The organism is Clostridia bacterium (assembly GCA_014360065.1).
In the GTDB taxonomy this organism is placed as follows: Bacteria; Bacillota; DSM-521; order Neomoorellales; family JACIYF01; genus JACIYF01.
Genome location: JACIYF010000003.1, coordinates 40,102 through 65,961 on the forward strand (window position 1 = coordinate 40,102; position 25,860 = coordinate 65,961).

22 protein-coding genes are annotated in these 25,860 nt (G+C 56.0%); 9 read left to right on the forward strand and 13 right to left on the reverse strand.

The features are described 5' to 3' along the window. Positions 1-19: 19 nt before the first annotated feature. Positions 20-1,210 carry a M28 family peptidase gene (locus tag H5U02_01265; protein ID MBC7341079.1) on the forward strand — a complete coding sequence of 397 codons (1,191 nt, stop codon included), beginning with the start codon at positions 20-22 and terminating at the stop codon, positions 1,208-1,210. On the opposite strand, the gene H5U02_01270 is transcribed toward H5U02_01265, so the two are convergent. The 3 genes from H5U02_01270 to H5U02_01280 all read right to left on the reverse strand — a co-directional run bounded on the left by H5U02_01270 (position 1,207) and on the right by H5U02_01280 (position 7,532). Then, complete coding sequence (locus H5U02_01270; protein ID MBC7341080.1) at positions 1,207-2,643, reverse strand: glycosyltransferase family 4 protein; 1,437 nt, start codon at positions 2,641-2,643, stop codon at positions 1,207-1,209. The two genes, H5U02_01265 and H5U02_01270, sit on opposite strands and share 4 nt — an antisense overlap. A 309-nt stretch (positions 2,644-2,952) precedes the next feature. Next, a complete protein-coding gene (locus H5U02_01275; protein ID MBC7341081.1) occupies positions 2,953-4,488 on the reverse strand; it encodes an N-acetylmuramoyl-L-alanine amidase in 1,536 nt (511 codons plus the stop codon). Between the two features lie 158 nt (positions 4,489-4,646). Then, the gene (locus H5U02_01280) at positions 4,647-7,532 is read right to left on the reverse strand and encodes a cation-translocating P-type ATPase (GenBank protein ID MBC7341082.1); all 2,886 of its coding nucleotides are present in this window, start codon (positions 7,530-7,532) and stop codon (positions 4,647-4,649) included. Between the two features lie 416 nt (positions 7,533-7,948). On the opposite strand from H5U02_01280, the gene H5U02_01285 reads away from it, so the two are divergent. Further along, positions 7,949-8,470: a hypothetical protein gene (locus H5U02_01285; protein ID MBC7341083.1), complete on the forward strand. Its 522-nt coding sequence runs from the start codon at positions 7,949-7,951 to the stop codon at positions 8,468-8,470. Positions 8,471-8,508: 38 nt separating this feature from the next. On the opposite strand, the gene H5U02_01290 is transcribed toward H5U02_01285, so the two are convergent. Together H5U02_01290 and H5U02_01295 are read right to left on the reverse strand one after the other, a co-directional pair. Further along, on the reverse strand, positions 8,509-8,667 hold the full coding sequence (locus H5U02_01290) for a hypothetical protein (GenBank protein ID MBC7341084.1): 159 nt from the start codon (positions 8,665-8,667) through the stop codon (positions 8,509-8,511). Positions 8,668-8,871: 204 nt separating this feature from the next. Beyond that, entirely contained in the window at positions 8,872-10,317 is a 1,446-nt protein-coding gene (locus H5U02_01295) for an MFS transporter (GenBank protein ID MBC7341085.1), read from the reverse strand. Positions 10,318-10,650: 333 nt separating this feature from the next. Between H5U02_01295 and H5U02_01300 the strand changes: the two genes are divergently transcribed. After that, entirely contained in the window at positions 10,651-11,733 is a 1,083-nt protein-coding gene (locus H5U02_01300) for a hypothetical protein (GenBank protein ID MBC7341086.1), read from the forward strand. 270 nt (positions 11,734-12,003) lie between these two features. On the opposite strand, the gene H5U02_01305 is transcribed toward H5U02_01300, so the two are convergent. From H5U02_01305 to H5U02_01320, 4 genes are all read right to left on the reverse strand, one after another. Further along, positions 12,004-13,245, reverse strand: coding sequence for an acyl-CoA/acyl-ACP dehydrogenase (locus H5U02_01305; GenBank protein MBC7341087.1), 1,242 nt, complete (start codon positions 13,243-13,245; stop codon positions 12,004-12,006). A gap of 67 nt (positions 13,246-13,312) precedes the next feature. After that, positions 13,313-13,612 carry a hypothetical protein gene (locus H5U02_01310; protein MBC7341088.1) on the reverse strand — a complete coding sequence of 100 codons (300 nt, stop codon included), beginning with the start codon at positions 13,610-13,612 and terminating at the stop codon, positions 13,313-13,315. Positions 13,613-13,756: 144 nt separating this feature from the next. Then, a complete protein-coding gene (locus H5U02_01315; protein MBC7341089.1) occupies positions 13,757-15,346 on the reverse strand; it encodes a response regulator in 1,590 nt (529 codons plus the stop codon). Next, the gene (locus H5U02_01320; protein MBC7341090.1) at positions 15,328-16,554 is read right to left on the reverse strand and encodes a PocR ligand-binding domain-containing protein; all 1,227 of its coding nucleotides are present in this window, start codon (positions 16,552-16,554) and stop codon (positions 15,328-15,330) included. The genes H5U02_01315 and H5U02_01320 overlap by 19 nt, the downstream gene beginning before the upstream one ends. A 433-nt stretch (positions 16,555-16,987) precedes the next feature. Between H5U02_01320 and H5U02_01325 the strand changes: the two genes are divergently transcribed. From H5U02_01325 to H5U02_01350, 6 genes are all read left to right on the forward strand, one after another. Further along, on the forward strand, positions 16,988-17,470 hold the full coding sequence (locus tag H5U02_01325) for a pyridoxamine 5'-phosphate oxidase family protein (GenBank protein ID MBC7341091.1): 483 nt from the start codon (positions 16,988-16,990) through the stop codon (positions 17,468-17,470). A gap of 15 nt (positions 17,471-17,485) precedes the next feature. Beyond that, a complete protein-coding gene (locus H5U02_01330; protein MBC7341092.1) occupies positions 17,486-17,899 on the forward strand; it encodes a pyridoxamine 5'-phosphate oxidase family protein in 414 nt (137 codons plus the stop codon). A gap of 76 nt (positions 17,900-17,975) precedes the next feature. Beyond that, positions 17,976-19,748 (forward strand): hypothetical protein, encoded by a 1,773-nt coding sequence (locus tag H5U02_01335; GenBank protein MBC7341093.1) that lies wholly within the window; start codon positions 17,976-17,978, stop codon positions 19,746-19,748. Between the two features lie 91 nt (positions 19,749-19,839). Continuing rightward, complete coding sequence (locus H5U02_01340; GenBank protein ID MBC7341094.1) at positions 19,840-20,088, forward strand: 4Fe-4S dicluster domain-containing protein; 249 nt, start codon at positions 19,840-19,842, stop codon at positions 20,086-20,088. A gap of 61 nt (positions 20,089-20,149) precedes the next feature. Next, a complete protein-coding gene (locus H5U02_01345) occupies positions 20,150-20,605 on the forward strand; it encodes a DUF2267 domain-containing protein (protein MBC7341095.1) in 456 nt (151 codons plus the stop codon). 41 nt (positions 20,606-20,646) lie between these two features. Then, entirely contained in the window at positions 20,647-21,234 is a 588-nt protein-coding gene (locus H5U02_01350; GenBank protein MBC7341096.1) for a DUF111 family protein, read from the forward strand. 451 nt (positions 21,235-21,685) lie between these two features. Here the strand turns inward: H5U02_01350 and nagA are convergent, their stop codons facing one another. From nagA to H5U02_01370, 4 genes are all read right to left on the reverse strand, one after another. Next, complete coding sequence (nagA, locus tag H5U02_01355; GenBank protein ID MBC7341097.1) at positions 21,686-23,245, reverse strand: N-acetylglucosamine-6-phosphate deacetylase; 1,560 nt, start codon at positions 23,243-23,245, stop codon at positions 21,686-21,688. 2 nt (positions 23,246-23,247) lie between these two features. Beyond that, the gene (gene nagB / locus H5U02_01360; protein ID MBC7341098.1) at positions 23,248-24,006 is read right to left on the reverse strand and encodes a glucosamine-6-phosphate deaminase; all 759 of its coding nucleotides are present in this window, start codon (positions 24,004-24,006) and stop codon (positions 23,248-23,250) included. A 79-nt stretch (positions 24,007-24,085) separates the two neighbouring features. Beyond that, positions 24,086-24,886, reverse strand: coding sequence for a PIG-L family deacetylase (locus tag H5U02_01365; GenBank protein ID MBC7341099.1), 801 nt, complete (start codon positions 24,884-24,886; stop codon positions 24,086-24,088). 63 nt (positions 24,887-24,949) lie between these two features. Next, a partial coding sequence (locus H5U02_01370; GenBank protein ID MBC7341100.1) for an anhydro-N-acetylmuramic acid kinase occupies positions 24,950-25,860 on the reverse strand: 911 nt, incomplete at its 5' end.

The window sequence follows — 25,860 nt, forward strand, 5'->3', positions numbered from 1 at the left end:
TTTGGGAGGAGGGTCGTCGATGGAATTGATGCGTCACATTTGGGCTCTTTCCCAGGAGATTGGCCCGCGCGGTTCTACCACCCCAGCCGAGGCCCGCGCCGCCGACTACATAGACCAAGAGATGAGTCGCTGGGCCAGTGAAGTGCGCCGGCAAGAGTTCATGTCTCCAACCAGCTTTTCCTGGATTTACGGCGCCCTTTACCTTTTAGGAGGGCTAGCCGGGTTGTTGTACTGGGTTAATCATTGGCTGGCTACAGCCATTAGCCTCTTGGCCCTTATCCTTTTTGTTATGGAGAATAGCTCCCGGGGAAGCTTCTGGAAACTCTTTCCCAAAAAGCCCAGCCAAAATGTCATCGGCATAGTTCGGCCTAAAGGCGAGGCTACCAGTAGCACTTCTTCCTCGCCCATCTCCATACCCAGACCCATTCCCAAGCGGGTGGTACTGGTAGCTCACCACGATTCCTCCCGCTCGGCATCCATGTTTAGTCCCGAGCAAGTTCCCTATTTCCGCCTGACCTTTCTCCTGGGCACCGCCTGCTTAGCTGTGGTTCCCTTACTCAACCTGCTTAGCTTGGTCTTCCCTCGCTGGCTTTGGATACCCTATGCTCAAACCCCGTTTTACTTGTACCTTCTGGCTGCTTTCCTGCTGATGGTGCACCGGGAGCTAAGCGGCGAGTATACCCCTGGAGCTAACGACAACGCCTCGGGAGAAGCAGCTATGCTAGCCGTAGGGGAAAGATTGGCTCAGGAAGGGCTCAATCACATCGAGCTTTGGTGCGTCTCCACCGGATGCGAAGAAGTAGGAACCATCGGCATGATCTACTTCCTAGATGAGTATGGCCCCCAACTTCGGGATGCCTATTTCATCAACCTCGACAACTTGGGTACCGGTACCGTCAAGTATACCACCGGTGAAGGGATGCTAGCAGTCTACCCCTGCGATGAATATTTAGTCGGGGTGGCCCGGCGCGTTAGCGCGGGCCACCCCGAGTGGGGAATCCAAGAGGCTGTAAACCAGATCATGATGACCGATGCCAATCCCGCCCTAGCTCGGGGATTTCGCATTCTCAGCATCCGGGCCGAAGATGAAAATGGTTTGCTGCCTAACTGGCACTGGTATACCGATACTTATGACAATATTGACCCCAAGACCATGGGAGTGGTCGCCAACTTCCTTTACGCTTTGGTCCGGGCCATTGAAGCCGATTAGGCTTCTTCTTGGGCGGCACCCGCACCACCCATGCCTGCCGCCCGCAGTTCGGCGCCGGCCGAGCCAGTGGGTTCGGCTGGTGCTCTCACCCCCGACACCCTTACCTCGGGCGCCCCTGCCGGCGCGATGCTTGGGTTTATCGCTACCCTCGCCATTCCCGGCTCTGCCGCTACCGGCCGCAACACCGCTTCCTTCCTGGCGACTTTCTTGGCTAACTTCTCCTTCCGCTTTTCCTCCCGCCGGGCTCGGCTAGCCTCCAGGAACCGCTCGTAGGCGGTTATAGTGTTGTTAACCATTAGGTTCCAATTGTAGTTCTGGTGCACTGACCGTAAACCGTTTTCAACTAAACGGCCGGCCAGCTGAGAGTCGGAAAGGATCTGGATGATCCGGTCAGCCAGCTCCCGGTGATCGCTCCGGCCTACCACGAAGCCGTTGTAGCCATCCTTCACCACCTCAGGCATACCGCCCGAATAAGTAACCACCAACGGCTTTCCTGAAGCCATCGCCTCCAGCATCACCAGCCCGAACGGTTCCTGATTGATGGAGGGATAGATACAGACGTCGCAAATCTTGTAGAACTGGGGCATCTCGTCCCAGGAGAAAAGCTTGATAAACACGTGGTCTCGGAGATTAAGCTCGTTGATTAGGTCAGTGATCTCCTTGATTTCCTTGGGCTGATGGCGGCACCAATCGACAATGTTGCCGCTGCCGGCCATGGCCAAAACTGCGGTAGGGAATTGCCGGCGCACCAGGTCTAAGGCTCGGACGCTAACATGGCAGCCTTTGGCTTTACCCATGCGCGCCGGGTGGAAAATAATCTTTTTGCCTTCCAGCTCTGGATACTGGTTGCGAATAGCTTTTTTCTCTTCCGGGGTAGCCGGGGCAAAGCGCTCGGTATCGATGCCGTGGTAGACTACCCGCAAGCGATCTTTGGGGTATCCCGCCTTCTCCATCTCGCGCCGGATGTAATCGCTGACGCAGATGATGCCGTCCCAGGCCGAAGCAAACTGGAGCATCTCCTCAGCAGTCTCATCCTCCCACACGTTGTGGGCAGTAAGGATAAGGGGAATGCCCAACCGCTCCTTAATCTCCACCAAAATTTTGGTGTGCAAAGGGCTAAAGTAGTGCATGTTGTGGGCATGGATGATCTGGGGTCTGGTCTCTTCTACAAAGTTATGGATCTCGCGCCGGATGGCATCTTCCTTGGCTCGGATGCTCTCGGGCGTCAGGTGGTTTAAATCCATGAGCGGGGTGCGCCGGATGCGCATGCCTTCCCAATGGTAATCCTCGATCATGTCCGCGTCGCTGGCCGTACCAGTAAGGAGGCTAACTTCCAACCCCTTGCGAACTAGACCCTTACCTAGTAAAACCAGGTGAGTTTCCACCCCTCCGATAGTGGGCGGAAAGGCCCAGTGCAGTTGCAGAACTCGCATGCCACCCACTCCTTCCAAAATACGTGCATTATGCCAATATCTACCACTTAGAATGTATAGCAATAACAATTTTCCATGGACAACCTTGGTAAGCGGCGCTGGCAAGAAAAACCTCGATCAAATGCACCCAAGAAATTAGCACTCAACATAAATGAGTGCTGAAGGACCTGCTATCCAAACTTTTAGTTTACCGCTTTCTTGAGCCAATGCCAATAAGCTCCTGTTCCCTTGGAATTCAATTACCAAGCGCCTCGGTTAGTTTGAAGCAAATGGCTCCAATATATGCAAGCAGACAAGCTGATACATAGGCTAGAACCGGCCATAGATTAGCTGGTAGAGGATCTTGGTCAGCTCAGCCCGGGTTATATACCGTTCAGGACCAAAGGTCCCGTCCCCATAGCCGCTGACGATGCCAGCCTGATAAGCGCGATCGATTTCCGCTCGGGCCCAGCTGTATCGGGTGTCAGAGAACGGGGCCCGGGGCACAACCGTCCCAGTCTCCGGCAGCAAACGGCTAATCATAACCGCCAGCTGGGCCCGGGTCAAGGGCTCGTTGGGATGGAAACTGGTTTCGGAGTAACCCATTACCACTCCGGCCTCGGCAGCAGCGCCAACATACGGGCGAGCCCAAGCCATATCCTGACCCTGCAAGTCAGCGAACTTACTGGCGGCTTGGGCGTTAGGAGTCAGGAAGATCCTAAGCTCTTGCCCCTCTTCTCTTGCGGCCTCGGTTGCCCTTACTATCATTTTGGCGGCCTGAGCCCGGGTAACCAGCTGGCCAGGCTGAAATTGGCCATTGGCATAGCCATGGATGACCCCGATATAGCCGAGCACCGAGATGAAATGTTCGGCCCAATAACCGTCGATGTCGGTAAAGCGCCTAGCAGAGCCCTGGATTGAGGTCACAGGAAGTTTTAACCCTTGCTCGAGGGCCTGCCGAAGGGCGCTGGCCGTAGCCGGGCCATAACATCCATCTACATCGAGCCCCATGGCCTTCTGCAACCTAGCTACGGCAATCTCGGTAGGAGCATCATAGGTCCCATTCACCTCTAGATCCACACCCAGGGCCCGTAGGCATTCCTGCAACCTGTTGACTTCCTCACCCCGGGCTCCCCAAGGTAATCTGACCGTGGGCACCACTAGACCGCCGGGGCCCTGCTCGTGAGCGCTGTAATAGGCTCGCAAGCCATTGAAAATGCCCTGGGCCAAGCGCTGTTGAAAATACACGTCCTTGAGCAGGCTTTCCTCCTCCGGGTTACTTATAAACACCCCTTCAATTAGCACGGCCGGCATCGGGCTTTGGCGCAGTACATAGAAATTGGCGGAATGAACTCCCCGGTCAAAGCGAGAGATGGAGCTAACCACTGCTTTCTGCACATAACTAGCGATGGCCTGGCTGGTAGCCACATAGGGAGAGCCAGGAGCACCACCCACCTTATTGTTATAGTAGTAGGTCTCAGTGCCGTTGGGCCTCGGGTCGCCAAAAGCGTTGTTATGTATGGAGATAAAAAGCTTGGCCCCTGCTCCTCGAGCTTTGGTAACCCGGTCAGATAAAGACACGTCGTAGTCACCATCCCTAGTCATGACTACCTTGACGCCCTCGGCCTCGAGGAGTTGGCGCAGGTGCAGGGCAATAGCCAAGTTAGGAATCTTCTCTTTAAGTCCAGTCGGTCCTATTGCCCCGGGATCCGATCCTCCGTGCCCGGGATCTACAGCAATTATAGGTGGTAGTGCCGCCCAGGCCCAGGCATTAAAAGGCAGGAGCACTGCCATTATTAAGGCCACTGCTCCTGTCCCGATCCGCGCTAATTTGCTAACCCTGAGATTAGATCCTTCCCGCCTCATGGTCAAAGCCCCCGTGCTTTCTCTTTATGGCCTCCTGCCGGCGAACCGGTCTTCGGCCGTCATTCTGGTATTCAATTCCCAGACCCGTAATCCTGCCTTACATTTGCTATTTCGACAGAATTTGGTGTAGGCTTGACCAGACCTAACGGTTATTATCATTATCCTAGCGGTACGGACGTACCGGTTTGGGAAGCACGAAGACCAGTAAATGCCTTGACCACTTCCACTACCACTATGGACATGAAACTTAAGCCCACTACTATCAGCCAATCGCTGGCAGTCAACAGGGCGGTGTCAAATATCTCTCTAAGCGGTGGCACCAAGATTACCGCCAGCTGCAAAGCAGCTGATAAACCGAAGGCACCGACCAGATAGCGATTGGACAGTAGCCCCATCTTTACCAGCGACATTGGCCCTCGTACATTGAAAGCGTGGAAGAGCTGGGAAAGGCTCATGGTTAAAAAGGCCATGGTGTGGGCCTCCACCAGGGATCGCCCTCCTGCTATAGCCAGAGCATAAGCCGTAAAGGAAAGTCCGCCGATGAGTATGCCTTGCCAACCGATCTGTATACCTAAGCCGCCGGCAAAGATGCCCTCCTTGGCTCCCCGCGGTGGCCTCTGCATAACCCCCTTTTCAGCCCCTTCCAAGCCCAAAGCTAGGGCGGGAAATCCATCGGTGACCAAGTTCAGCCAAAGGATCTGGATAGGAGTTAAGGGGCTTCCCATACCGATGACGATGGCCAAGAAAATGGCAACGATCTCACCGATATTACAGGAAAGGAGGTAATGGATGGTCTTGCGAATATTGGCATAAATAGTTCGCCCTTCTTCGATGGCGTTAACGATAGTAGCAAAGTTATCGTCCATGAGTACCATATCCGAGGCTTCCTTAGCTACTTCCGTTCCGGTGATTCCCATGGCCACACCGATGTCGGCCTGGCGGAGCGCAGGAGCATCATTTACTCCGTCGCCGGTCATGGCTACCACCTGCTGATGGGCCCGGAGAGCCTTGACAATTCGAAGCTTGTGGTGAGGCGAAACTCGGGCATAGACTGAGGTCTTTAAGACCGCTGCCTCCAATTCTTCATCACTTGCTCTTTCTAGGTCCAGCCCAGTTAGGACCTGGTCTCCCGGACGGTAAATGCCGATCTCCTTGGCTATAGCCACTGCCGTAGTCTGATGGTCGCCGGTGATCATAACCGGACGGATACCCGCCTGGCGGCTAACCTCTACCGCCCGGGCTACTTCTGGCCGGGCCGGGTCTTGCATGGCAAAAAGCCCGACAAAGGTCATATCGGACTCCACCGCCTCGGAACTCATCTCCTCCGGCACTTGCAGCCAAGACCGGGTGGCCAGCGCCAAGACCCGCATGCCCTGTGAGGCCAGCTTAGAGTTGGCCTCTAGAAGCTTCTGTTTGTCCGCATCATTCAGGGGAGCAACCTCGCCATCGGGACCGTACCAAGACTGGCACCGTTCCAGCACAATATCAGGAGCTCCCTTGGTAAAGCTTACCACAGGCGCACCAAATCGGTCCGGCGGTACCTGGTGAAAAGTGGTCATCATCTTCCGGTCCGAGTCAAAGGGTACCTCGCCCACCCGGGGGTAATCCCGGTTGAGGCCCTCTCGGGTGAAACCAGCCTTGGCAGCGGCTACTACTAGCGCCCCTTCGGTAGGATCACCAACGATTCGGTAATGGCCGTGATTATCCTGAGTTAGCCAGGCGTCACTTGCCAAGGCTCCGCCTATAAGCATCCGCTCCAGAGCCGGAGCAAAGCTGCCTTGGATCCCGGTTGCATCCAAGGCTTGCGCAGCTTTCTCCCCGGTCTGGTCAACGGCTTCCTCAGAACCCTCTGTCACCGGCTTAGACTCCGGTCCAGAGTGGACGACGGCAATAAATTCGCCTCGAGGGGCGTAGCCAACTCCCGTCACTTTCCAAACCCCTTCCGAGGTATAGATCTGGGCCACAGTCATTTCATTCTTGGTCAGGGTGCCGGTCTTGTCCGAGCAGATGGTCGTGGCTGTACCTAAAGTCTCTACGGCTGCCAGCTTGCGGATGATGGCCTGGCGCCGGCTCATCCGTTGCACCCCCAGGGCCAAGACGATGGTGACCACTGCCGGTAGGCCTTCCGGCACCGCCGCTACCGCCAAGCTTACCGAGGTCATGAACATCTCCAGCAGCTCTTCGCCCCGCAGTAGCCCGGCTATAAACACCACCGCTACCACAGCCAGGGCAATGACTCCCAAGTATTTACCGAGTTCGGCCAAGCGGCGTTGCAAGGGGGTGGGTTCCTGCTCCACCTGCTGAAGCATGCTGGCGATGCGCCCAATTTGGGTGCGCATGCCGGTATCCACTACTATGGCCTGGCCTCGTCCGGCGGTGATCACTGTGCCCATGAAGACCATGTTCTTTTGGTCGCCTAGCGTCACCTCCTGGCCTGATAAGACCTCCGCCGTCTTTTCCACCGGCACCGATTCCCCGGTTAGGGCCGATTCGTCCGCTGCCAAGCTAGCCACCTCAATCAGGCGGGCATCGGCCGGGACATAGTCTCCGGCTTCCAGCAATACTACATCCCCAGGCACCAAATCCGCCGCCGGCACCTGATCCGGCCTGCCGTCGCGCAAAACTTTGGCCATCGGCTGGGTGAGCTTTTTCAGGGCTCGCAAAGCTTGCTCGGCCCGGCTCTCCTGAAACGCCCCTAAGGCAGCATTGAGAACCACGATGACCAGGATTACCCCGGAATCTTCGATCTCTCCTAAAGCTGCCGATATGATGGCGGCAGCAATGAGAATTAGCACCAAAACTTCTTTAATCTGGGAATAGATCATTTGGATAAGGCTGCGCGGTGGTGGCTCTTGCAACTGGTTGGGCCCGTACTCCCCCCGCCGTTTGGTGGCTTCATTGGCCTCGAGTCCTTGTTTCAAGTTAGAATTGAGAGCCATAGCTACCTCTTGAGCTGATCTTTGGTACCATTTCTTTTCAGCTTGGACGTTGGCAACTTCTGGTAGGATGGCGGCACTAGCTTCGGACGCTGGTGTCGACAACAACTTATCCTCTCCCCTCCCAAGTTTAGCCGTAGACTTAAGTTGTCTTGCCTGCAAAAGGGGACAGATCAAAAAAGACCTTTGTGCATCCTCAGATGCCCAAAGGTCTCGCTTCCGGATACCCCAACTGGGGAACCCGCCAACCTAGCGGGAGGTAGCCTCCGATTGTGCCTTGGAGGTCTAGCTCCGTACTGGCGCTAGGCCGGTAAGTCGCTACTCCCCTTTTGCAATACTAAGGATAACATGGCCTTGTCCAAACCGTCAACCATTTCTTCTCGCAAGAGTCACAACATGCAAACAAATTCTGCTGCACCTAAACTAAAGCTTTCAGCCCGAGCAGAAATTAAATATACTAGTAGCTAGAAGTGCTGCGCCTGCCAGGCAGGTTCCGCCCATGTATGCTTCAGAGGTGCCGAGATATGAATCCGAGCCTGGAAAGGCTTTTAAATGCATTTGATCAGTACCGGCACGCCCGGCTGCAGTTTATGAAAATCTTGGGCTGTCCCGCTTCCAACCGGGATCCTTTGGCGGAGTTCAGTGAACGTCTGGTGGCAACGCTGGTGGGAGGGCAGCTGGCTGCGAGCAGGGTTCAGAAAGGCTATGATGTGGTTGGATCTCAGGGGGAGCGGATTCAGGTCAAGTACTTAGCTAATCCTCCTGGGCGCTGGGTCAATGAACACCATTTACGCTTTACCGCCGACATGGACCAGTATGCTCTGGTGTTGTTTGAAAACCTGGACGCCAAGGCGGTAGTCATCTTTCCCCAGGCTACTTTATCCCAAGTTGGCCAAGCTCTGGGCAAGCACCACCCCCATCAGGACCACACCCTGCAGCTCACCCGGCATAACTGGCAGCAAATCCTTGCTAGCCCCGAGGCCTTTGCCCGCTTAGGGGTAAAGATTTATTGCCCTATACCGCCTGGCGGAGTACCATCCGAGTAAGAGCCGTGCACCCCAGGCCTGCCCTTTATCGCCCTTTCTCAGGGTATGCCCACGTCCCTTTCCTGGTCTTCTGCTTTGCTCAGGTATTCTACGATGGCTTCATTTACGATTTCTGAGTACCCTCGCATCCCTCTTTTGGCAGCCAAGGCCATCAGTTTGGCCCGGGTCTCATTGCTGATCTCAATGGTGGTGCGCATATCGTTCACCTCACCTAAGCATTCTAATACTCACATGCTTGCATGTTTTAATTATACCAACCGCCACGTGTTGCCCCTTGAGAAATTTGAGGGTATTCCGACAAATTGGCTTCGCTTCGGAGACTGCTTCTATCCAGCTCGAGTGTGATTACTGAGGTTTAGAGGGACATTAAAGCCTAGGAACACGTTAGGCAGCAGATAAGCTTAGGTGGACTTACCAGCCCTAGATTCTTTACGTTGTGACCGAACCCCGGGGATCGATAGCAAAGCGCTAAGGGTAGTGAAGAGGGCGCCAGCCAGATAGGCGTCCCGGAGGGCAGGGACGAAGGCATGATAATGGGCCTCCCTAGAAGCAAATATTGCCCCAGCCAAAGCTACCCCTAAGACCATGCCCACATTGCGGATTACTGATAGCACTCCGGAGGCAATCCCAGTCCGCTCCCGAGGGACGCTCCCCATCACCGCGCTGTTGTTGGGAGATTGAAAGATGCCGGTGCCAAGTCCAAACAAAGCCAGGCCGGCCACTACCAGCCGTAAGGGCTCAGCGGCCTGAGAACCGACCCTGGCGGTTATACCCCCAGCCGCTGCTCCCCCGCCGCTTCCGCCCAAAGCCAGCCAGCCCAAAGCCACCGCGCACAGGCTAGCCCCCAAAATCGAAAGGCCACGAGTACCGATCCGGTCCGATAGGGCCCCAGACCAGGGAGCAGTGAAAAGAACTACTGCTGGGAAAGCAGTCATGAGCAGCCCTACTTGTCCGGGGAGCAAGCCCAAGTAATCCCGAAGATAAAAGGGGGTCAAAAAAACCAGAGTATACTGGCTCATGAAGTTAAACAGCGCTGCCAAGTTGGCGCAGCTGAATAGCCGGTTCTTAAAGAGGCTGAGATCCAGCATGGGCTGGGGCACCCGCCGCTCCCACAGGACGAACAACGCGGCGCCTACCAAGGCCAAAAGCCCAACTGCCAGGCTGGTAGAGGACCATAGACCCCAGCTGGGGAGGCGGTTGACCCAGAGCAAAAAGCTAAACAGGGTCACAAAGGCTAGAACCGCTCCTAGGCCGTCAAAGTGTTCAGTTGGCCGAGGCCGATCAGGTGGTAGGAGCCGCCGCGACCAAAAGAAGCCGATGATGCCAATGGGAACGTTAATGTAGAATACCCACCGCCAACCCCACCAGCCAGTAATCGCTCCGCCCAGGGATGGCCCCAAGGCTAGCCCAAATGCCACTGACATGCCGTTTAGGCCCAAGGCCCGGCCCCGCTCGCTAGCCGGAAAGGTAGTGGTAATGATGGCCGGGATGACTGCCATGAACATGCCGGCTCCAACCGCCTGGAGAGCACGAGCGCCGATCAAAAACCCCATGGAGGGAGAAAGGCCGCACAAAGCCGATGAAATCACAAACAGGATGATGCCCCCTAAGAACAAGCGCCGGTACCCCCACATATCCCCCAGCCGACCATAGCTCAACAGCAAGCTGCTGAGCACTAAGAGATAGGCCATGGGTACCCATCCAGCTAGAGACATAGGCGCATGAAAAAACCCGGCTATGGTAGGGAGATTGACGTTAATAATGCTGGCATCTAAAGGGCCCATGACGCCCGCCGCCAACACCGCTGCCAGCACCCGCCAACGCCTAGGGTCGGCTGACTCCGTCATCAGCGCCTGCCCCGTCCTCTTCCCCACTGAGGTCATCCCCTTTCCCAATAGCTATTCACCCGACCGTCGATCCCCTGCAATTTCAGTTGGACTTCACGGCCATGCCCCCCAAGCTGAATACTAGGTTAAGGACCGGCGAAAACCCCGTCGCGGTCTTTCGTAGCTAGCATTCAACGTACCCAGGTTGGTTGTACGGCTTAGCGTGAACCAGTAGGCTAGCTACGACTTATGTTAATTCGTTTCCTTACTAACTATTTCCTGCTTGTCAAACTCTCCTAGGACATGCTAAAAAGAGAAGGGTCCACCCATTCATCCCCTGGAAGGGAGATATCTATGTCCATCCTACTCGCCTTTAATGCTGTCCCCGCCTCGGCCCGAACTGGAGCCTTCAGCGAGTGCCTAGCTCCCCAAGTGGTTTCCGCCATTAGCGCACCCTTGGCGGAAGCTGGACTAGACATAATCCTTTGCAACTTGTACTCACCCCGGGATTTGGTAGAAACGCTGTCCGCTCACCCAAACATCAAGCTAGCCCTGGTACTGGCAGAAGGTTACCTCAAGTTTCCCTTTACCTTGCACAACGGCACCGGTCCCGCTCACATCCGAAGATTGCTTAGAGCCTTAGGAAAACCCTTTTCCCATTCCGGGCCCGAAGCCATGACGGTGTTAAGGCATAAAGACATTACCTACCAGGTGTTGTCTGAGGTAGGAATAAGGGTTCCTTTCTACTTTAAGGTTGAGGCCAGCCTGGCTGTAACCAACAGGATAGAACAGCTCCCGCCGCCTCATGTGCTGCCCTTTCCGCTGTTCGTCAAGCCAGCAGGAGGAGGTGCCAGCCTGGGCATAGACAGCCAATCCATAGTCTACACCCCTGAAGAACTGGAGCGGCAAGTAAGGAAAGTGGCTCAAAGTTTTAAGGCCGATGTCATCGTGGAAGAATACTTGCCTGGACGTGAATACACCATTGGGGTTATCGGTAATGAACGGCCTACAGTGCTGCCAATCCTAGCTTTTCCGCCCCACTACCCCATTCGCACTACCCAGGTCAAGCGTAGCGAGCACGAGCAAAGGGATCTGTTTGAGCTTTTTACCTCTTCCCATCCCCTTTACGCTCCCCTGGCGAGCTTGGCTGAGACCATATTTCGGACCGTAGGGGCCCAGGATTGTATCCGTATCGACCTCAAAGAAGACCAAGAGGGCCGGCCGGTGGTAATTGATGTCAATGGTACCCCGGCCTTGGCCCCTACCTCGTCCCTGGCCTTTGTGGCCAGCGCCGCTGGTCTATCATACTCTGAACTCATCAACCTGGTGTGCGGCGAGGCCATGCTGCGAAACCAGATTGACCCGCCCCCGGATATGGCCGCCATCCTTAGCGCCGCCTACGTCAAGCTGGAAACCTACCGCCAGCAGGTAGCTTAGCTGTGGGCCCTACTGCTCCGGGTTAGGGAGCGGGCCATGCGCTCCAGCCTGAAGACGGTCATAAATTCCACATTCTTGTTGATCCAGGGCTGCCGGTATGTCGGTATCTTCTAAGGCTCTGGCCTCATATCACTTCTGTCCCTGATTCTAGGTTGCTTCCAGGCCGAACAGCGCCCGGCCAAGCTGCTGCCAGCCAAAAAAGATATTCATCGCCACAAATGCTAACCGCCTTTAAGTGTCACAGTTGAGATAACCAGGCAATAAGGCCGGTTACTCGTATACTTTTTCCTCAACGGCATCAGCTTCAGCCGCATCGGCTTCTACGTCCCGGCCTAGCACACCGGCCCGGTCAAATTCTTGGTAGAATTCATGTTGTATAATTAAATCCATGACTTCGTTGGTACCGGTCCAAATCATAATTAGGCGGGCATCGCGAAGCAACCTCTCCACCGGGTAGATGCTCGTGTAGCCGATTCCACCCATGACTTGCATGGCATGATTAATGACTTCCCAGGCCGACTCGGTAGCAAACTTTTTGGCCTCGGATACCATGCGCCGCTGCAAAGAGGAAGGCATACCTTCATCGATGGAGCGAGCGGCAGCATAGACCAAGGATCGCGCCGCATCCAGCTTAGTGATGGAGTCGGCGATTTTAAAACTTACCGCTTGAAACTCTTTAATGTGGCGGCCGAAAGCTTTGCGCTTGGTGCTATAACGGGTAGCCACCTCCAGCGCCGCCCGAGCCATGCCAATGGCTCCGGCGGCGCTGGTCATGCGCTCAGGAATCATCATTTGATAGAAAATCGGTGCGGCTCCGTGGAGTTCGCCCAATAGGTTTTCTTCAGGAACGAAGGCATCCCGAAACAACAGCCGGCCCGCGCCCCCACCTCGGGTACCCATGAGCCCATAGACGTGCTTGACTTCCACCCCCGGCCCCCGGTCAACTATGAAGGCGCTGATGGCCTGATGGGGAGCTACCGCCGGATCTAGGTTGGTGCGAGCATAGACCATAAAGTAATCCGCTCCTTCGGCGCCGACCACAAACCGCTTCTGGCCATTTAGGATAAAGCCCCCTTCTACCTTCTCCGCCTTGGTGGTAGCGCCAAAGAAGTCAGAGCCGCCTCGGGGCTCAGTTAAAGCCTCGGCAGTGCAAAGCTCGCCAGCCAAGGTGGGTCGAAGGTACTTCTCCTTTAGCTTGGCGCTTCCAAAACGGTTAATAGCCTCACCCACAATGGTGGGTAGAGAATAGAGGCAAGCCAGGGAAGTACCAAGGACCCCCACTTCTTCAAGAGCTACGATTTCTGAACTCCAGCCTAAACCTCGGCCGCCGTATTGGCTCGGAAAGCGAAGGCCCAACAAGTTCTGTTGCCCTAAGGCCCGAACATAACCCCGAGGGTAAACTATCTTCTCAGCGTCCATATCCAAAATCAGTTGGCGGTCCACACGGGCAACAAACTGTCTAACTTCATCGCGAAGCTTCCTTTGATCCTCATTTAACAAGAAATCAAACAAGTCTGACAACCCCTTTCCCAAGCGTTCTTAAGCCGTGCCCTACCAAGCCGCTTTCAGGTTACCCGGCTCAAGTCCCCTTCGCGGGCATCCCCGCCCCTACGGAAGGCCTCAGGAATTCTCCGGCCTCTCCCAGTGCTCCCCAGACCCTCGGCAATTCTTGTCTGCTACAACAAGTCCTGGCACTTTCTCCCCGGTCACTCCGGCCAGCAGAGCTGACAAAGCAGGACTTTCCAACTTGCCGTCCCTTGCCTACACCTCCCCTAGTTCCCTCGCCTTTTTTAACCCCACTCTTCTCCTCAAGGAGCTTGGCAAACTGCTCTCGAAACTCCAGCATTTCCGCTTTCAGCTGCTGGAACTCGTGAATCATCTCGTCAATCTCCCTGATTTTGGTCACCATATTCGATGGTACGGACCAGCTGCATCTTCTGGGTAGGATCGACTTTCCGCCCCCGAGCTTCAATACGTGGTGGCGCCCATGCCGCAACCGGGAAAGGGCTTTTGAACCCGAAGCTCACACTGCTGCATCCCTTGGCTGGTGTCGGCGGCGGAACTCAGTAGGGGCCATCCCATGGGCTTTGCGAAATACCCGGGCAAAGTAATTGGCATCGTCATAGCCCACCTGACGAGCAATTTCATAGATGGGAGCATCAGTATTAAGGAGGAGATCAATGGCTTTTTTCAAGCGTACCCGTTCAAGATACGCCTTAAAACTGGTTCCAGTTTGCTTGCGGAAAAGGGTACTGAAGTACGACGGGCTCAGACAAACAGTGCGGGCTACTTCCTTTAGCGTAATGCTGCGGCCCAGATGCTTTTGTACGTATGCCTCAGCTTCAGCAACCATTTGCTCCGCGTGACTCATTCCCGTTTGGCTTGCCAGGACAAGAAGAGCAGTGATGGTTTGTCGCATCCATTCCCTCAGGCTTGTTTCTCCTACAACTTTCGCTAACCAGCGCAGCTGCCGACAGCTCAAATGGAGCACCTCCCTGGGGTCGACCATACGGCTCAAGGTAGCCCGCGAGGCTATGGCCAGGATCTCCGCTGCCCTTGCCTGCCTTTCGCCAACGTAGGGGGAGTTGTGGATAACCTCATCTAGAAGCTGCAGGGCCAGATGGATTGCCTGGTCAGGCCTGCCCAGCCGGATGGCAACGGCAAGCTCTTCCTCCTTTTCCCACGGGTAAACCCAGTTGGAGGGGCCAGCTGCCTTGATGCTACTGAAGCTCAGCCACGGCTCCCGGAGGCGATTCCGGGTAGCCTTGAGGAACTCCAGGGCCTGGAGGGCCTCAGCATACGAGACGGTTAAAGAAGAAGGATCCGGTACGGGCCTGCCGATGCCGATCAAGGTGGTGGTACCGCACCTTTCCAGGAGGCCTGAATACATCCGTTCCCCAAGCTCTGCCACCCTTTCAGGCGACGGCTCCTCAGCAGAAGAAGAAAGGAGCAGTACCAGCCTGCCATCCACGGCAGCTCCAAAGGCGCCCCACGGCCAGGCTAGATCCTTGGCGGTATCGATCCACTCCCGCCAGTCTGCTCTGCCGTCTTGGGACTCTATAACTAGGCAGACGTGATGCAATTGGCAAGACTGGGAATTGCTTCTATGGGACGGTTTAGCTGAGGGATCGGCCTGACTTCCGGTCCCCTGGGGAATCAGTGCATGGACTAGGTACTGCTCAAGCAGTTGGCAGGTAGACTTAAGGTTGGCAGCAGCACTTCTTTGTGCTTCGCTAGCGGCAAGGGAATCGATGCAACGTTGGAGGGCCTGGTGGAGCTGTTCGTCTTCTACCGGCTTGACCAGGTAATCAAAGGCTCCATGCCGCAGCGCTTCTTGGGCATAGTCGAAACGGTCATAAGCAGTCAAGATTACCAGCCGAGCTTCTGGAGAGACTTCTTGCAGTTGCTCCATAATCTCTAGGCCGCTCGGGCCCGGCATACGAATATCCAAGAAAACGAGATTATGCCTGTGTTTAGCGGCTGCAGCCAGTGCCTCCCTCGCGTTGGCCGCTTCATCTATGCGTTCCCAATTCACTCCTGACTCGCTCAGCATGAGAGCAAGGCCCTGGCGCACCACTGGCTCGTCATCAACGATCAGTGCTCTAAGCTGCATCCCTTCACTTCCCCCATGCTGTCAATATAGGGCAGAAAAAGACGGACTTCAGTGCCGTTGCCGGGGGAGCTCTGCAAGGTAAGGTCGCCCTGTTGGTCAAACATCAGCCGGTACCGGTGGTACACGTTGAGGAGGCCAGAGCTGGTACCATTAAGCGACCGCTTCATGGCACGCCGGATGGCCAGCACCTTCTCCCGGCCCATGCCTACCCCATTGTCTCGTACGCTGAGGCACACTCTCCCGCTCTTATCCAGGCAGCCACTGATCCATATGGTTCCGCCCGACTCCAGCGGCTCGATGCCATGGACCAGGGCGTTTTCCACTAGAGGCTGTAGTGACAGCGGCAAGATGAGTACCCGCAATAGGTGCTCGGGCACCTCCTTGGCTATGTGGAGGCGGTCACCGAAGCGCACCTTCTGGATGGAGAGGTAGCTGTCCACCAGCTCCAGCTCTTGGGCCAGCGGGATCAGGGGATCCTTGGGCCGGAATGTCAGCTTCAGAAGCCGTGCCAGCATCTGGGTCACCTGTCGGGTCTGGGGAGCGTTCTCGATCAGGGCCAGCATGGCGACTGTGTTGAGGGCATTGAATAGGAAGTGGGGGTTGATCCGGGCTTGCAGGGCTTTCAGTTCAGCCTCCCGGCGGAACTTTTCCGCCTCGGCCCGCTCTCTGGCAGAGACCGTAATAGCTACTTTGACAAAACAATTGCTAAGAGCGTCGAGTATTTCGCCAGTGACTCGGAGCCGCTCGTGATTCCAGACGGGTAGCTCGCAGAAGGCTCTTAATAGTTCATTGCTATCGACGCCTATCTCTCTGGCAAGACAGGAGATGGTCTCCAGCTGCTTCTCTGTTGGCTTCTCGGCTACGATCTCGCCGCACACCAGGGCTCCGATGCATTTGCCTTCGACGGCTATGGGCACTGTGATCCGCCTCGCCTGAGCATGGCAGTGGCTATAACGGGCGCTCATGTCGGCGGAGCACTCGACAATTGCCTGCCTGGCCGATGCCTTGCAGCGCTCTCGTCCCGCCGGAGTGCTGCGAACCAGTTGGCAGAACCGGCATGGCTGCTTAGTATCGGGAGTGAGGATGTATTCCCCGTCGAGATCGACAAACTTTAACCATAGGTCGAAGAACTCTCCTATGGCGTCCACCAGGGGCTGGAGGATTCTGATTGGCACTGCCAAGGGGTTAGACTGCGCCTTCTTGGCCATATTGGCTGCCTCCGTGCTCCATCCTATCTATCAAAATCCGTTTTCTAGATATTCGCTCTTTTGTTGGTTTATCCTGCCGGCTGCGCTTCTAACTGGGCCCGTTAAGCCAGAAACTTAAGCCTTCGGAAACGTAGCCTTGTGCCTACACTGGGTTCGGGGTTCAGCTGGAAACTTTTTTGATTAATGAAGACAAATTTTCGGTGCTAGTTATCTTGTGCTATTGCTTATAAGTAATAATTACTATTTTTTTTAGGAAATCACAAACGAATCAAGGTTAGCAATATGAAAATTCAGAGGTTAGAGGCCGACGGGGAGAGAATAAGCTCCGAGGATCCGTTGGGAGGGCCTAGGGCCGCTCGCCAGTTTGGATAAGCTATCACCTGGCAGGCCAAGCCCACTTTTACGAACCACAATTAAGAAAGGGGGTATAAAGGTGGCCAAGTTAACGGAAGAAATGAAAACTGTTCTCAAGGTGGTAGGCAAGGGTGGAGCGGTGGTACATCTTACCACGTGCAGCGCTGACGGGGAGCCGAACATAGTCGGCGAGCGATTTGTTACTCACTACAAGGATGAATATATCCTCATCGCCGAGATGTACGCTCAGAAGACCAAGGTGAACCTGAACGAAAACCCGGTGGGATGCATCTCTATTGCCAACCCGGTGCGCGGCCACACGTGGGTATTCCGGGGTCCCTGCACCATCATCCGCCACGATGCGCCCGACAACTACCAGTGGTACGGAATCAAGGCTGGCGAGGTGCTCGAAGAGTGGGGCAACTGGGCGGAGAAAGAACCGCCCGACGAGGTGCCGCCGGATATCAGGCCTCCCAAGCTGGTGCAGCGGGGCCTGATTGCGCTCAAGGTGGACGAGGTGTACAGCTGGGCGCCCGAAGAGGCGGGACGCAAGATCCTTTAGGCAGGAGGGGTGAGAATGGCTGTGCCATTGACGCCGCGGATGAAGGATTGGCTAGAAACGTTGGGAGCACACATTGCCACTGCGACTAGGTCAGGCTTTCCCACGGTAACGGTAGTTGACCGGGCAATTGTGGACGGGGGGAAGGTTACATTTATCCTTTCCAGCGCTCAGGCGGAGCAGATCAGGGGTAACCTGGAAGAGAACCCTCGGGTCGCCATCGGTCCTGGCGGTCTAGGCGTGGTTCGTGCTCCGTACCAGTTTAAAGGCAATGGGCACCTGGAGGGCGACCGGCTGGTGGTCGAGGTTGACAAGATCTACTGCACCCGTCCTGGCCCGGAGGCAGGGCTACGGCTGGATGTACTGGGATACGAGAAGATGCGAGAGTTTGATGAGAGCCGCTGGACCGATATGGCTCCGAAGCCAAATTGAGAATGGAAGCTACCGAGACGAGAATAGAGCCCATGAGGCCACCTACCCCGATCGGTCGTAGAAAGGAAGGCTTAGAATGGAACGTGAGATATTAGCTGCTTTACATGCAGCGACTGCCCAGCCCGACTACCTGACCACGGAGAAATTTGATGCCATTCTTGGAGGGTTTGGGGTCTTCAACCTCGGGATCTGGGCAGCAGCCAACGTTATCGCTAAGGAGAAGCAGAAAGGGAAAAAGATCAACGTAACCGTCAGCAATGAAAAGACTACAGATATCGATGAAGTAGCCCGTAAGGCAGTCAAGGTGCTCATGGATTGCGGGGCTGACGCTTCCAACGCGTCGCTGGCGGCGGCAACCCTTCTCTACTGGGCGGGAAGCAGCACCACTGCTGGCATACCTGCGCCCAACCGGAAATTGGGGGCGGTATGCCGCATGGCAGCTGGGGCGCCGGCAGGTAGGGTGGCCAACATTCCCACCGAGAAGCTCAATAACAAGATCTCAGGTTTTGCTGCCGTCCAGGCTATGTACCAGGCCATGCAGGGTCAAATCCTTGCTCCTTGGAGCGGGGACCTAACGCCGCTGGGAGTTGCAGGCAGTCCGGTCACCGGTCATACCCGGGTGGGGGAGGACCTGCTGTTTCCGGAGTTGGCCCAAAAGCTGGTACCGATTGGCGTGGAGGCAATGCTTCAGGCTTACCGGTCGGTAGGCATCAAACCGTGTCGCTGGATGGCCAGCCTATTGGCCTCCGCGGCTGCCTTGGAAATCCTGCACCCCGATGCTTACGTGGGCGAAGAATGGGGTCCCTTCCTGCAGACTCGTACTCCTTACGTTTGTGGTTTGGCAGCGGTGAAGGCAGCCAAGATGCCTGAGAAGATCCATATCCGCGGCACCGGGGAAGAGCTAGAGACTGCCAAAGTAGTTGGCGACCTAGCCATGATCCTCAAGGATTGCGGAGCTCCCACGGTGGTGGGCATGATCATGTTCAATGAGATCAACGCCCTGATCGCCGAAGGTGCCATCCTAGGTGTGGGCAGAAGCGGCGGACCCTTGCTCTTGCCGCTGACCCACTGGTGTACGTCGGCGTCGCTGTCGCTCTATCTACTTAGTAAGGGAATGGCGGAAGAGGAGGTGGCGGATGTCATTTCCCGAACCATGGATGCCTACTTCCAGCCTGAGCACGCGGCAGTAGCCACCAACCTACTAGCTCGGCGGGCAAACTTCATCGAGAGGGGCCCGGTAACCAGAGCGGTGATAATGGCCACGGAGCCTTCCCTAATCCAGTCGGTTCTTAAGCGGGCGCGGTATGCGTACGAGGGGCTGAGGGCGGGTAAGACCCTGACCGAAGTCACCCAGGAATTGGAACTCCAACGCATTGAAGATATCGGCTCCGGTACGGCCAGGATTTTCTCCCAAGTCCTGGGGCGCAACATAGAGTATGTTCGCTTCCTCAATGTCCGGCCCGGGTCAGGCAGGCGTACTCATAAGTTTGCCAAGAGGTACTTCGCCTTTGACGGTTATGTGGATGTGGAGCTGAAAGTGGACGGAAAGGTCTACCGCTTCGAGAATATTTATGCAGAGACCATTCCCAACGCTCTTTTAAACCAAGATGCAGAAACCCTGGATCTGGTCCAGTGTTTCGCTGCTGGCGCTGTTGACCTTCTCAACGCTGGTGCTGTAGCCATGGATGTGGTGGTGCCGGCTTGCGTAGCGGCAGCTATGGGCATGAACCCGGAGGAAGCTGTACAGCAGGCATCCGAAGGTGCTACCATCAGCATGAGTATTCCGGTTCCAACCATTACCGAGTCGGCGACCCTGGCAAGCCGGATAGCCCGAGGGTTGCAGGACTAGGCCGGAACTCCGATTTAACACGCCGAAGGGGCGGGATGGTCAGGTGGCAAACACCGGTAATGGTAGCGGCGGGCGAAAGCTGCCTAAAAAGATGCCCTGGGTCATACCTTCACAGTGTGAGGGGTGTGGCGACTGCGTCAACCGCTGCCAGCGCAAGGGTCTGGTGATGTTGGAAACTAATGTTGCTGGGGTATACGTGCCGTGGCTTCTGGAGCCGGACCTGTGCTCCGGCTGCGGTCGGTGTGCCAGCGGCTGCGTCGTGGGCGGCATTGTCATGACCGAGTACGTAGAGCAGGCTAGGCGGCGCTTTCTGGAGACACGACCGCGGATTGCTGTTTAGGGCTGGGCCTTAAGTTACAGATAACGGCGGAGGGAAACGAAAAGAAGGAGTAGATCTAGGTGTGCGTGAGGTAAGCCTGCGGGAGCTGGTAAACTATGTCAGGGTAGCTGGAGGCTATGCCGGTTACACCGACGCTGAGCGGGCAGTTAGATCCGTGCTGGGAGGAGTTTTGAGGGTTACGGAGCCTAGCGAGCGGACGGCGCTTGTGACTATCCTTCCTGCCGATTTAAGGGAGTTGTGGCAGGGGCCTGGTAACCCCGCCACCGACCGGACCAAAGAGTCTGCAAACGGTGAGGCTCGGGATAGCGAAGCTCTGCTACAAGCTGTCTGCCACCAGGCCAGGTATAGCGAGGGGTCCGAGGCACGACGGGCAATTCTGGCTGTATTCGGAGCACTGAAGGAGAAGCTCCAGGAGCGTACTGCCGCCTGGGCCGACAAGCTGCCGCAGGCGGCCCGCCCCTTTTGGGAGCGGGCCCATACCATCGATGAACGGCAGGACGCCTACCAGTGCCTCTGACGCTGAGGCAGAGGTACCTGGCAGGTACCGGGGGTGGGGAGATGACAGAGTCTTGTCTGCTTCTGGCCCAGGTAGATGATGTGACCGGCGAGGTGTTGGGCCGGGCAGGAGATGACTTGATGGCGCTTGGCGCTCGCAACGTACAGCTTTTGTCGGGGCTGAGCAAGAAAGGGCGCCCAGCGTATGTTCTGCTTGTGGATACAACTCAGGAGAAGGTTGTTTCCGTTGGTAGCTACCTGGCTTTGGAACTGGGTGTGTGGGGCTACCACGTCATACCGACAGAGCACCGGCATATGAGCGTTGCTTTCAGGGAAGTCACGGTGCATCTGCTCGGGAAAAAGGACGAACGCAGACTGTTGTGCCGAGTAAAAGAGGTCCGGGACGGTGAAAAGCTTGTGGGCCTAAAGGTGGAGCACGACTTTATCTGTCACCTGCAGGAGCGTCTACGGCAGGAAGGAGTCGAGTGCTCCCTGCGCGCCCTACGGGTGGCGTTGGAGAGCAGGCTATGGGAGGAGGCATCTGCCATAAGGCTAAGCGTCTCCGGCGGCAGACTGATTGTTAGTTCTGACCGGGACTGCTCTTCTATGCGGGAAGGTCCTGCTGGCCTCGTTGTTGAAGGTTCATATTAGGAGCCGACAGGACTACCAGTCCCACCTTAAGTTGCCGGGCATTTGCCGCATAAGCTAGAGCCGAGCAAGGAACTCCGCGGGCGGACAATTGCTATTCTCTGGTATTCCTTAATATCCAGTAGGTGCTCGGCGCCGCTGACGATGCAGTCCGCGCCCGCCTCCAGCGCAGCAGCAACAAACTTATCGTCATCCGGGTCCGCACTTGCTCCTTTAACCTCAATCTTGCCTGAAACTATGGTTGCCAGCCCCGGAGCCCCGCAAGATATTTCCCGGCCAAGGCTTCATCTATGCGCCCGTAGTAGCGCCGCAGTTTCTCCCTTTGGAGCACTTCAGCCACTTCATCCAGGATAGCTGGGGAGAGAATGAGTTCGAATTGCTTTTGTCGCCAAGCCCTAATTAGCAGGGCAGGCGCTCCCTGGGGACTGATTAAGCCGAAACCAAAACGTTGGTGTCAAGTACAACTTGCTGAATACTTGTCTCGTATATATCTTACCAGTCCATTGATCATGGTTAGCCGAACCTCAAAATTCGGCTCCACTATTACTACATCAGCATCCTTGCCTGGTTCCAATGATCCCTTGGCGCCATCGATGCCAAGCCGACGGGCTGGGTTAAGGGATGCCAAATTAATAGCTTGGGTTAAAGACATGCCTGTCCACTCCATCATGTTTCTTATAGCCTGGTTTAGTGTAAGTATACTTCCCGCCAAAGGAGCAGTTGGAGAAACTAACCTTACGATGCCATCCTTAACTACTACTTGTTGCCCACCCAAGTCATAGTCGCCCTCAGGTAAACCACAGGCGCTCATGGCATCGGTAATTAAGACCAAGCGATCCAGCCCGGTTCCGCCCTGATTTGCATGTAGAGCAGATCGCCGCTCTCCTAACAAAGCTCCTACCAGCAAGCGAATAACTGCTGGGTGTACATGATGTCCATCAGCAATTAGCTCCAAAGTGACTTCGGGACAATCGATAGCAGCGCCTGCCGTTCCAGGCTCCCGGTGATGAAAGCCCCGCATGGCGTTAAAAAGGTGAGTGACATGAGCAACTCCCTTGGCCACAGCAACCTTAAACTGCTCATAAGTGGCTCCTGTATGGCCGGTACTAGCAATGACGTCATAGTCGCGGAGAACCTTGAGCAAACTGCTGGCACCCGCAATCTCCGGAGCCAGGGTGACCATCCTGACCAAATTGGAACCACACGCTGTGGGGAAGGGCTTCTGGCTTATTAGCCTAGCCCCCGCTTTCAAAAGGTCCTCTAATTCACGGGCGTTAGCAGGACGGATCTGGCCTAGCGGCTGCCCACCAGCGTAATCCGGGTTGAGGTACGGCCCCTCTAAGTGCACCCCCAAGGGATAGGCGCCCGGAGGCAATGTGTCTGACGCTAGTGTGTTCCCGTAGCTCCCCCCGGCAGATTGCCAATTGTGGAACACGCTTTGAAGCTTAGCAGCTGTATCAAGGGCGGTTTCCAGGGTCTTCGGGTCAGAAGCTAGGGTAGTAGCTAGGAAAGCAGTAGTCCCAAAGCGCGCCAGCATCCGGGCTGCCTTCATCCATCCTTCCAACGGGTCAGTAGTAAAGTCGCCGCCTCCGGCCCCATGAACATGCAGGTCGATGAACCCGGGGGCTACCAGGTGACCCCGGGCATCTAAAACCTCAAGGGTATACGATGTGCTAGTATCGCCACCGGCACTTTTACCGGCGCCCGTGATGGGGCTAGACCCTAGGCCCAACACCTGGGCTGGCCCGGACAGGATCAAGCGTTTTTCCAGGTAGGCTAGATCCATCCTGGTTCCTTGTTGGCCCAAGCAGAGCGCTACCAGTTGACCCGGCCTCTGCAGGGCGTTTTTGGCCAGGAAATGGGCTGCCGTACCCCGGGGGCCAACAGCCTGAATCTTGCCCTTCTGGATGATCAATTCCCCATCGTTAATAATCCGACCCGGGGCTATCAAGTCGCCACCCAAAATCACGGTTACAACCGAAGACGGTTCCAACCGCCCCACTTCTTGGCTCACTCTTACCCCACCCTGACCTGGCATAAGCTTGAATTCAGGTGCGAGGCAGCCTCCCGGTCGGCAACCACCGTCACTGCCGGGTGGAGCTGCAATACCGACGCTGGAACCTCCGGCGTAACCGGCCCCTCCAGGGCCCGCGCTAAGGCCAGAGCTTTTTCTGCACCAGAAGCCAGCAAAAGAATCTCTTTCGCCCTCATGATGGTCTTAATCCCCATGGTAATGGACTGACGCGGAACCCTCAAAGGCAAAAAGGGTTGAGAATTGATTTCCACCGTCTCCCGATCCAGATCGACCACCCGGGTACGGGATTCCAACGGGGCCCCGGGCTCGTTGAAACCAATATGCCCGTTGCGCCCAAGGCCCAGGATCTGGAGGTCAATTCCCCCGGCTTTCTCAATCTCCTTCTCATAGTCAGCGGCAACCTGTTCCGCATCTTGGGGATTTAGCTGGCTGGGCAGCAGGTGGATACGCCTGGGGTCAATGTTGGTTTTGCCAAACAAGTGTTCCTGCATGAAATAACGGAAGCTGCGCGGGTCTTGGGGATTCAAGCCAACATACTCATCCAGGTTAAAGGTAGTGACTTCAGCCATGTCCAAAAGCCCTCTACGGTACAGCTCTACCACCTCGCGGTAAAGGCCCACCATGGTGGTTCCGGTTGCTAGTCCCAGCACCAAGTCGGGCTTACGGCGTATGCGATCGGCAACAATGCTTGCCCCCTGACGACTCATATCATCGTAATCCCAGGTTACTATTACCCTCATGACGACCCCTTCCCGATCAAGATTCACCAAAGCTAGCCCTGCCAACAGCTCGCCCACCATCAGCGCCTTTATCATCGATTCAGAAGAAAAATGCAGGTGAAGGGCTGAAAATGTCTGCCAGCCGCCGGCAAGCCATGAAAGCCTGCGCCGCCCGGCACCCGGCCTCAAGACCTCGCACCCTAACCATAGCCTCATAATAGCTTTGATAGGGAATGCCCTGGTGCGGGCGAGGTCCACCACCTACCGCATCAAGGCGGAAAAGTTCGTATTTCTTTAGAGCAGCCAGCCATATATCCACATACCCGGAGACATCAATGTAGACCCCAGGGTTAAAGCCGTTCAGGTCCTCGCAATTCTCGCCGAATAGCACCTCGCCCACCCGCCAGGGCCGGCTACCGCCTGGGTCATATGCGGGATCCGCAGCCAGCTTTACCCCCTTGAGCACCGATTGGTGAGTGGCAACGTGGCGGGGATGCCAGCTGCCCAGCCAGTGAGTGACTATGCCGTCAGGCCTTTCTGTCCGGATGAGATCAGCTATGGTTTTCCCGAGAGTATCGCTCCCCGGCAAAGCTCCCGCCGCAAATCCCAGCCAAATGCAGCCGGCCCCCAGCTCTTGGGCCGCCAACTTCATTTCTTCCTCCAGCTGGGCCGCAAATACTTCCGGAGGTTTAGAAGGATGTCCTCTCTCCCCCCGGGTAAGGTGGACCATGGTGACCCGGTGGCCCTGAGAAGCGTACCTGGCCGCCACTGCTCCTGCCATGCACTCGGCATCCATGGCGTGAGCGCCAATAACCATCAAGTGCCTTTTGTCCGTCGCTACCGCCCCCTCCAAAAACCAGTTGTTTTCTAACCGGACCGCCGGTTCCTCGCTCACCCACAAGCCCTAGGCTCACCACAACTCGGCAACGTTTTTGTTACAGGAGCTTCCTGCTTCAAGCACACCTTATTCCTTACGTGTGCCCGTAGGAACGCCATTAGAGGTACTGCCGCGCCAGGGAAAGGTGATCCTGCCCAGCAGCGCTGGGTGTCTAGCGCCACTAGTGCGAGGCACATTGGCCGGAAGACCCTGGATGGTCTCATCAGCAAGGATGGTCCAAGTCATAGCCTCCCTGGCTTCGTTGGGTATGCCGAAGTCCTCATGGGTTTTGACCGCAGCCGGAGCCAGACACTTTCGCACAAAGGCAAGGAGAGTCTTATTCTTGGTACCCCCGCCACCCAGGATTACTTCATCCACCTGCCCCCGCGGGTACAGGAACCGCCTGTAGTGATAAGCCATGCATTCCGCTGTATAGGCAGTTACGGTAGCAACGATGTCAGCCGAATTAAGGCCAAGCTCTTGACTCTTGACCATAACTTGGTCAACGAACTCTTCCCCAAAGTCTTCCCGACCGGTAGTCTTGGGCAGGGGGCGCTCAAGGTAAGGATGCCTGAGCAATTGCTCCAGCAGTTCTCGGTTGACTCGCCCTTGGGCTGCCCAGAGGCCATCCTCATCAAATTGCTTCCTGCCGCCGGTAAGCCTTCTGACCACTCCATCTATAACCATGTTCCCCGGACCAGTGTCAAAACAGATGATGTCCTCGAGGCTGCAACCAGGCGGCATAGCAGTTACATTGGCTATGCCGCCAATATTCTGCAGGGCCCGGTAGAGCCTGTCGTGGCTGAAAAGTAAATAATCGACATAGGCACTGAGGGGCGCCCCATGGCCACCAGCGGCAACGTCGTTGGCCCTAAGATCCGAAATCACCGGAACCCCACAAAGCTCGGCGACCAGAGCCGGGTCTCCCATCTCTATGTGGATTCCTTGATTTTGGTTGCGATCGGATGGGGGATCATGATATAGGGTTATTCCCTGCA

Bases quoted from the DNA above. Each gene is read 5' to 3' on its own strand.
- H5U02_01265 (MBC7341079.1), top strand. From the start codon at position 20: ATGGAATTGATGCGTCACATTTGGGCTCTTTCCCAGGAGATTGGCCCG.
- H5U02_01270 (MBC7341080.1), bottom strand. From the start codon at position 2,643: ATGCGAGTTCTGCAACTGCACTGGGCCTTTCCGCCCACTATCGGAGGG.
- H5U02_01275 (MBC7341081.1), bottom strand. From the start codon at position 4,488: ATGAGGCGGGAAGGATCTAATCTCAGGGTTAGCAAATTAGCGCGGATC.
- H5U02_01285 (MBC7341083.1), top strand. From the start codon at position 7,949: ATGAATCCGAGCCTGGAAAGGCTTTTAAATGCATTTGATCAGTACCGG.
- H5U02_01290 (MBC7341084.1), bottom strand. From the start codon at position 8,667: ATGCGCACCACCATTGAGATCAGCAATGAGACCCGGGCCAAACTGATG.
- H5U02_01295 (MBC7341085.1), bottom strand. From the start codon at position 10,317: ATGACGGAGTCAGCCGACCCTAGGCGTTGGCGGGTGCTGGCAGCGGTG.
- H5U02_01300 (MBC7341086.1), top strand. From the start codon at position 10,651: ATGTCCATCCTACTCGCCTTTAATGCTGTCCCCGCCTCGGCCCGAACT.
- H5U02_01310 (MBC7341088.1), bottom strand. From the start codon at position 13,612: ATGATTCACGAGTTCCAGCAGCTGAAAGCGGAAATGCTGGAGTTTCGA.
- H5U02_01315 (MBC7341089.1), bottom strand. From the start codon at position 15,346: ATGCAGCTTAGAGCACTGATCGTTGATGACGAGCCAGTGGTGCGCCAG.
- H5U02_01320 (MBC7341090.1), bottom strand. From the start codon at position 16,554: ATGGCCAAGAAGGCGCAGTCTAACCCCTTGGCAGTGCCAATCAGAATC.
- H5U02_01330 (MBC7341092.1), top strand. From the start codon at position 17,486: ATGGCTGTGCCATTGACGCCGCGGATGAAGGATTGGCTAGAAACGTTG.
- H5U02_01335 (MBC7341093.1), top strand. From the start codon at position 17,976: ATGGAACGTGAGATATTAGCTGCTTTACATGCAGCGACTGCCCAGCCC.
- H5U02_01340 (MBC7341094.1), top strand. From the start codon at position 19,840: ATGCCCTGGGTCATACCTTCACAGTGTGAGGGGTGTGGCGACTGCGTC.
- H5U02_01350 (MBC7341096.1), top strand. From the start codon at position 20,647: ATGACAGAGTCTTGTCTGCTTCTGGCCCAGGTAGATGATGTGACCGGC.
- nagB (MBC7341098.1), bottom strand. From the start codon at position 24,006: ATGAGGGTAATAGTAACCTGGGATTACGATGATATGAGTCGTCAGGGG.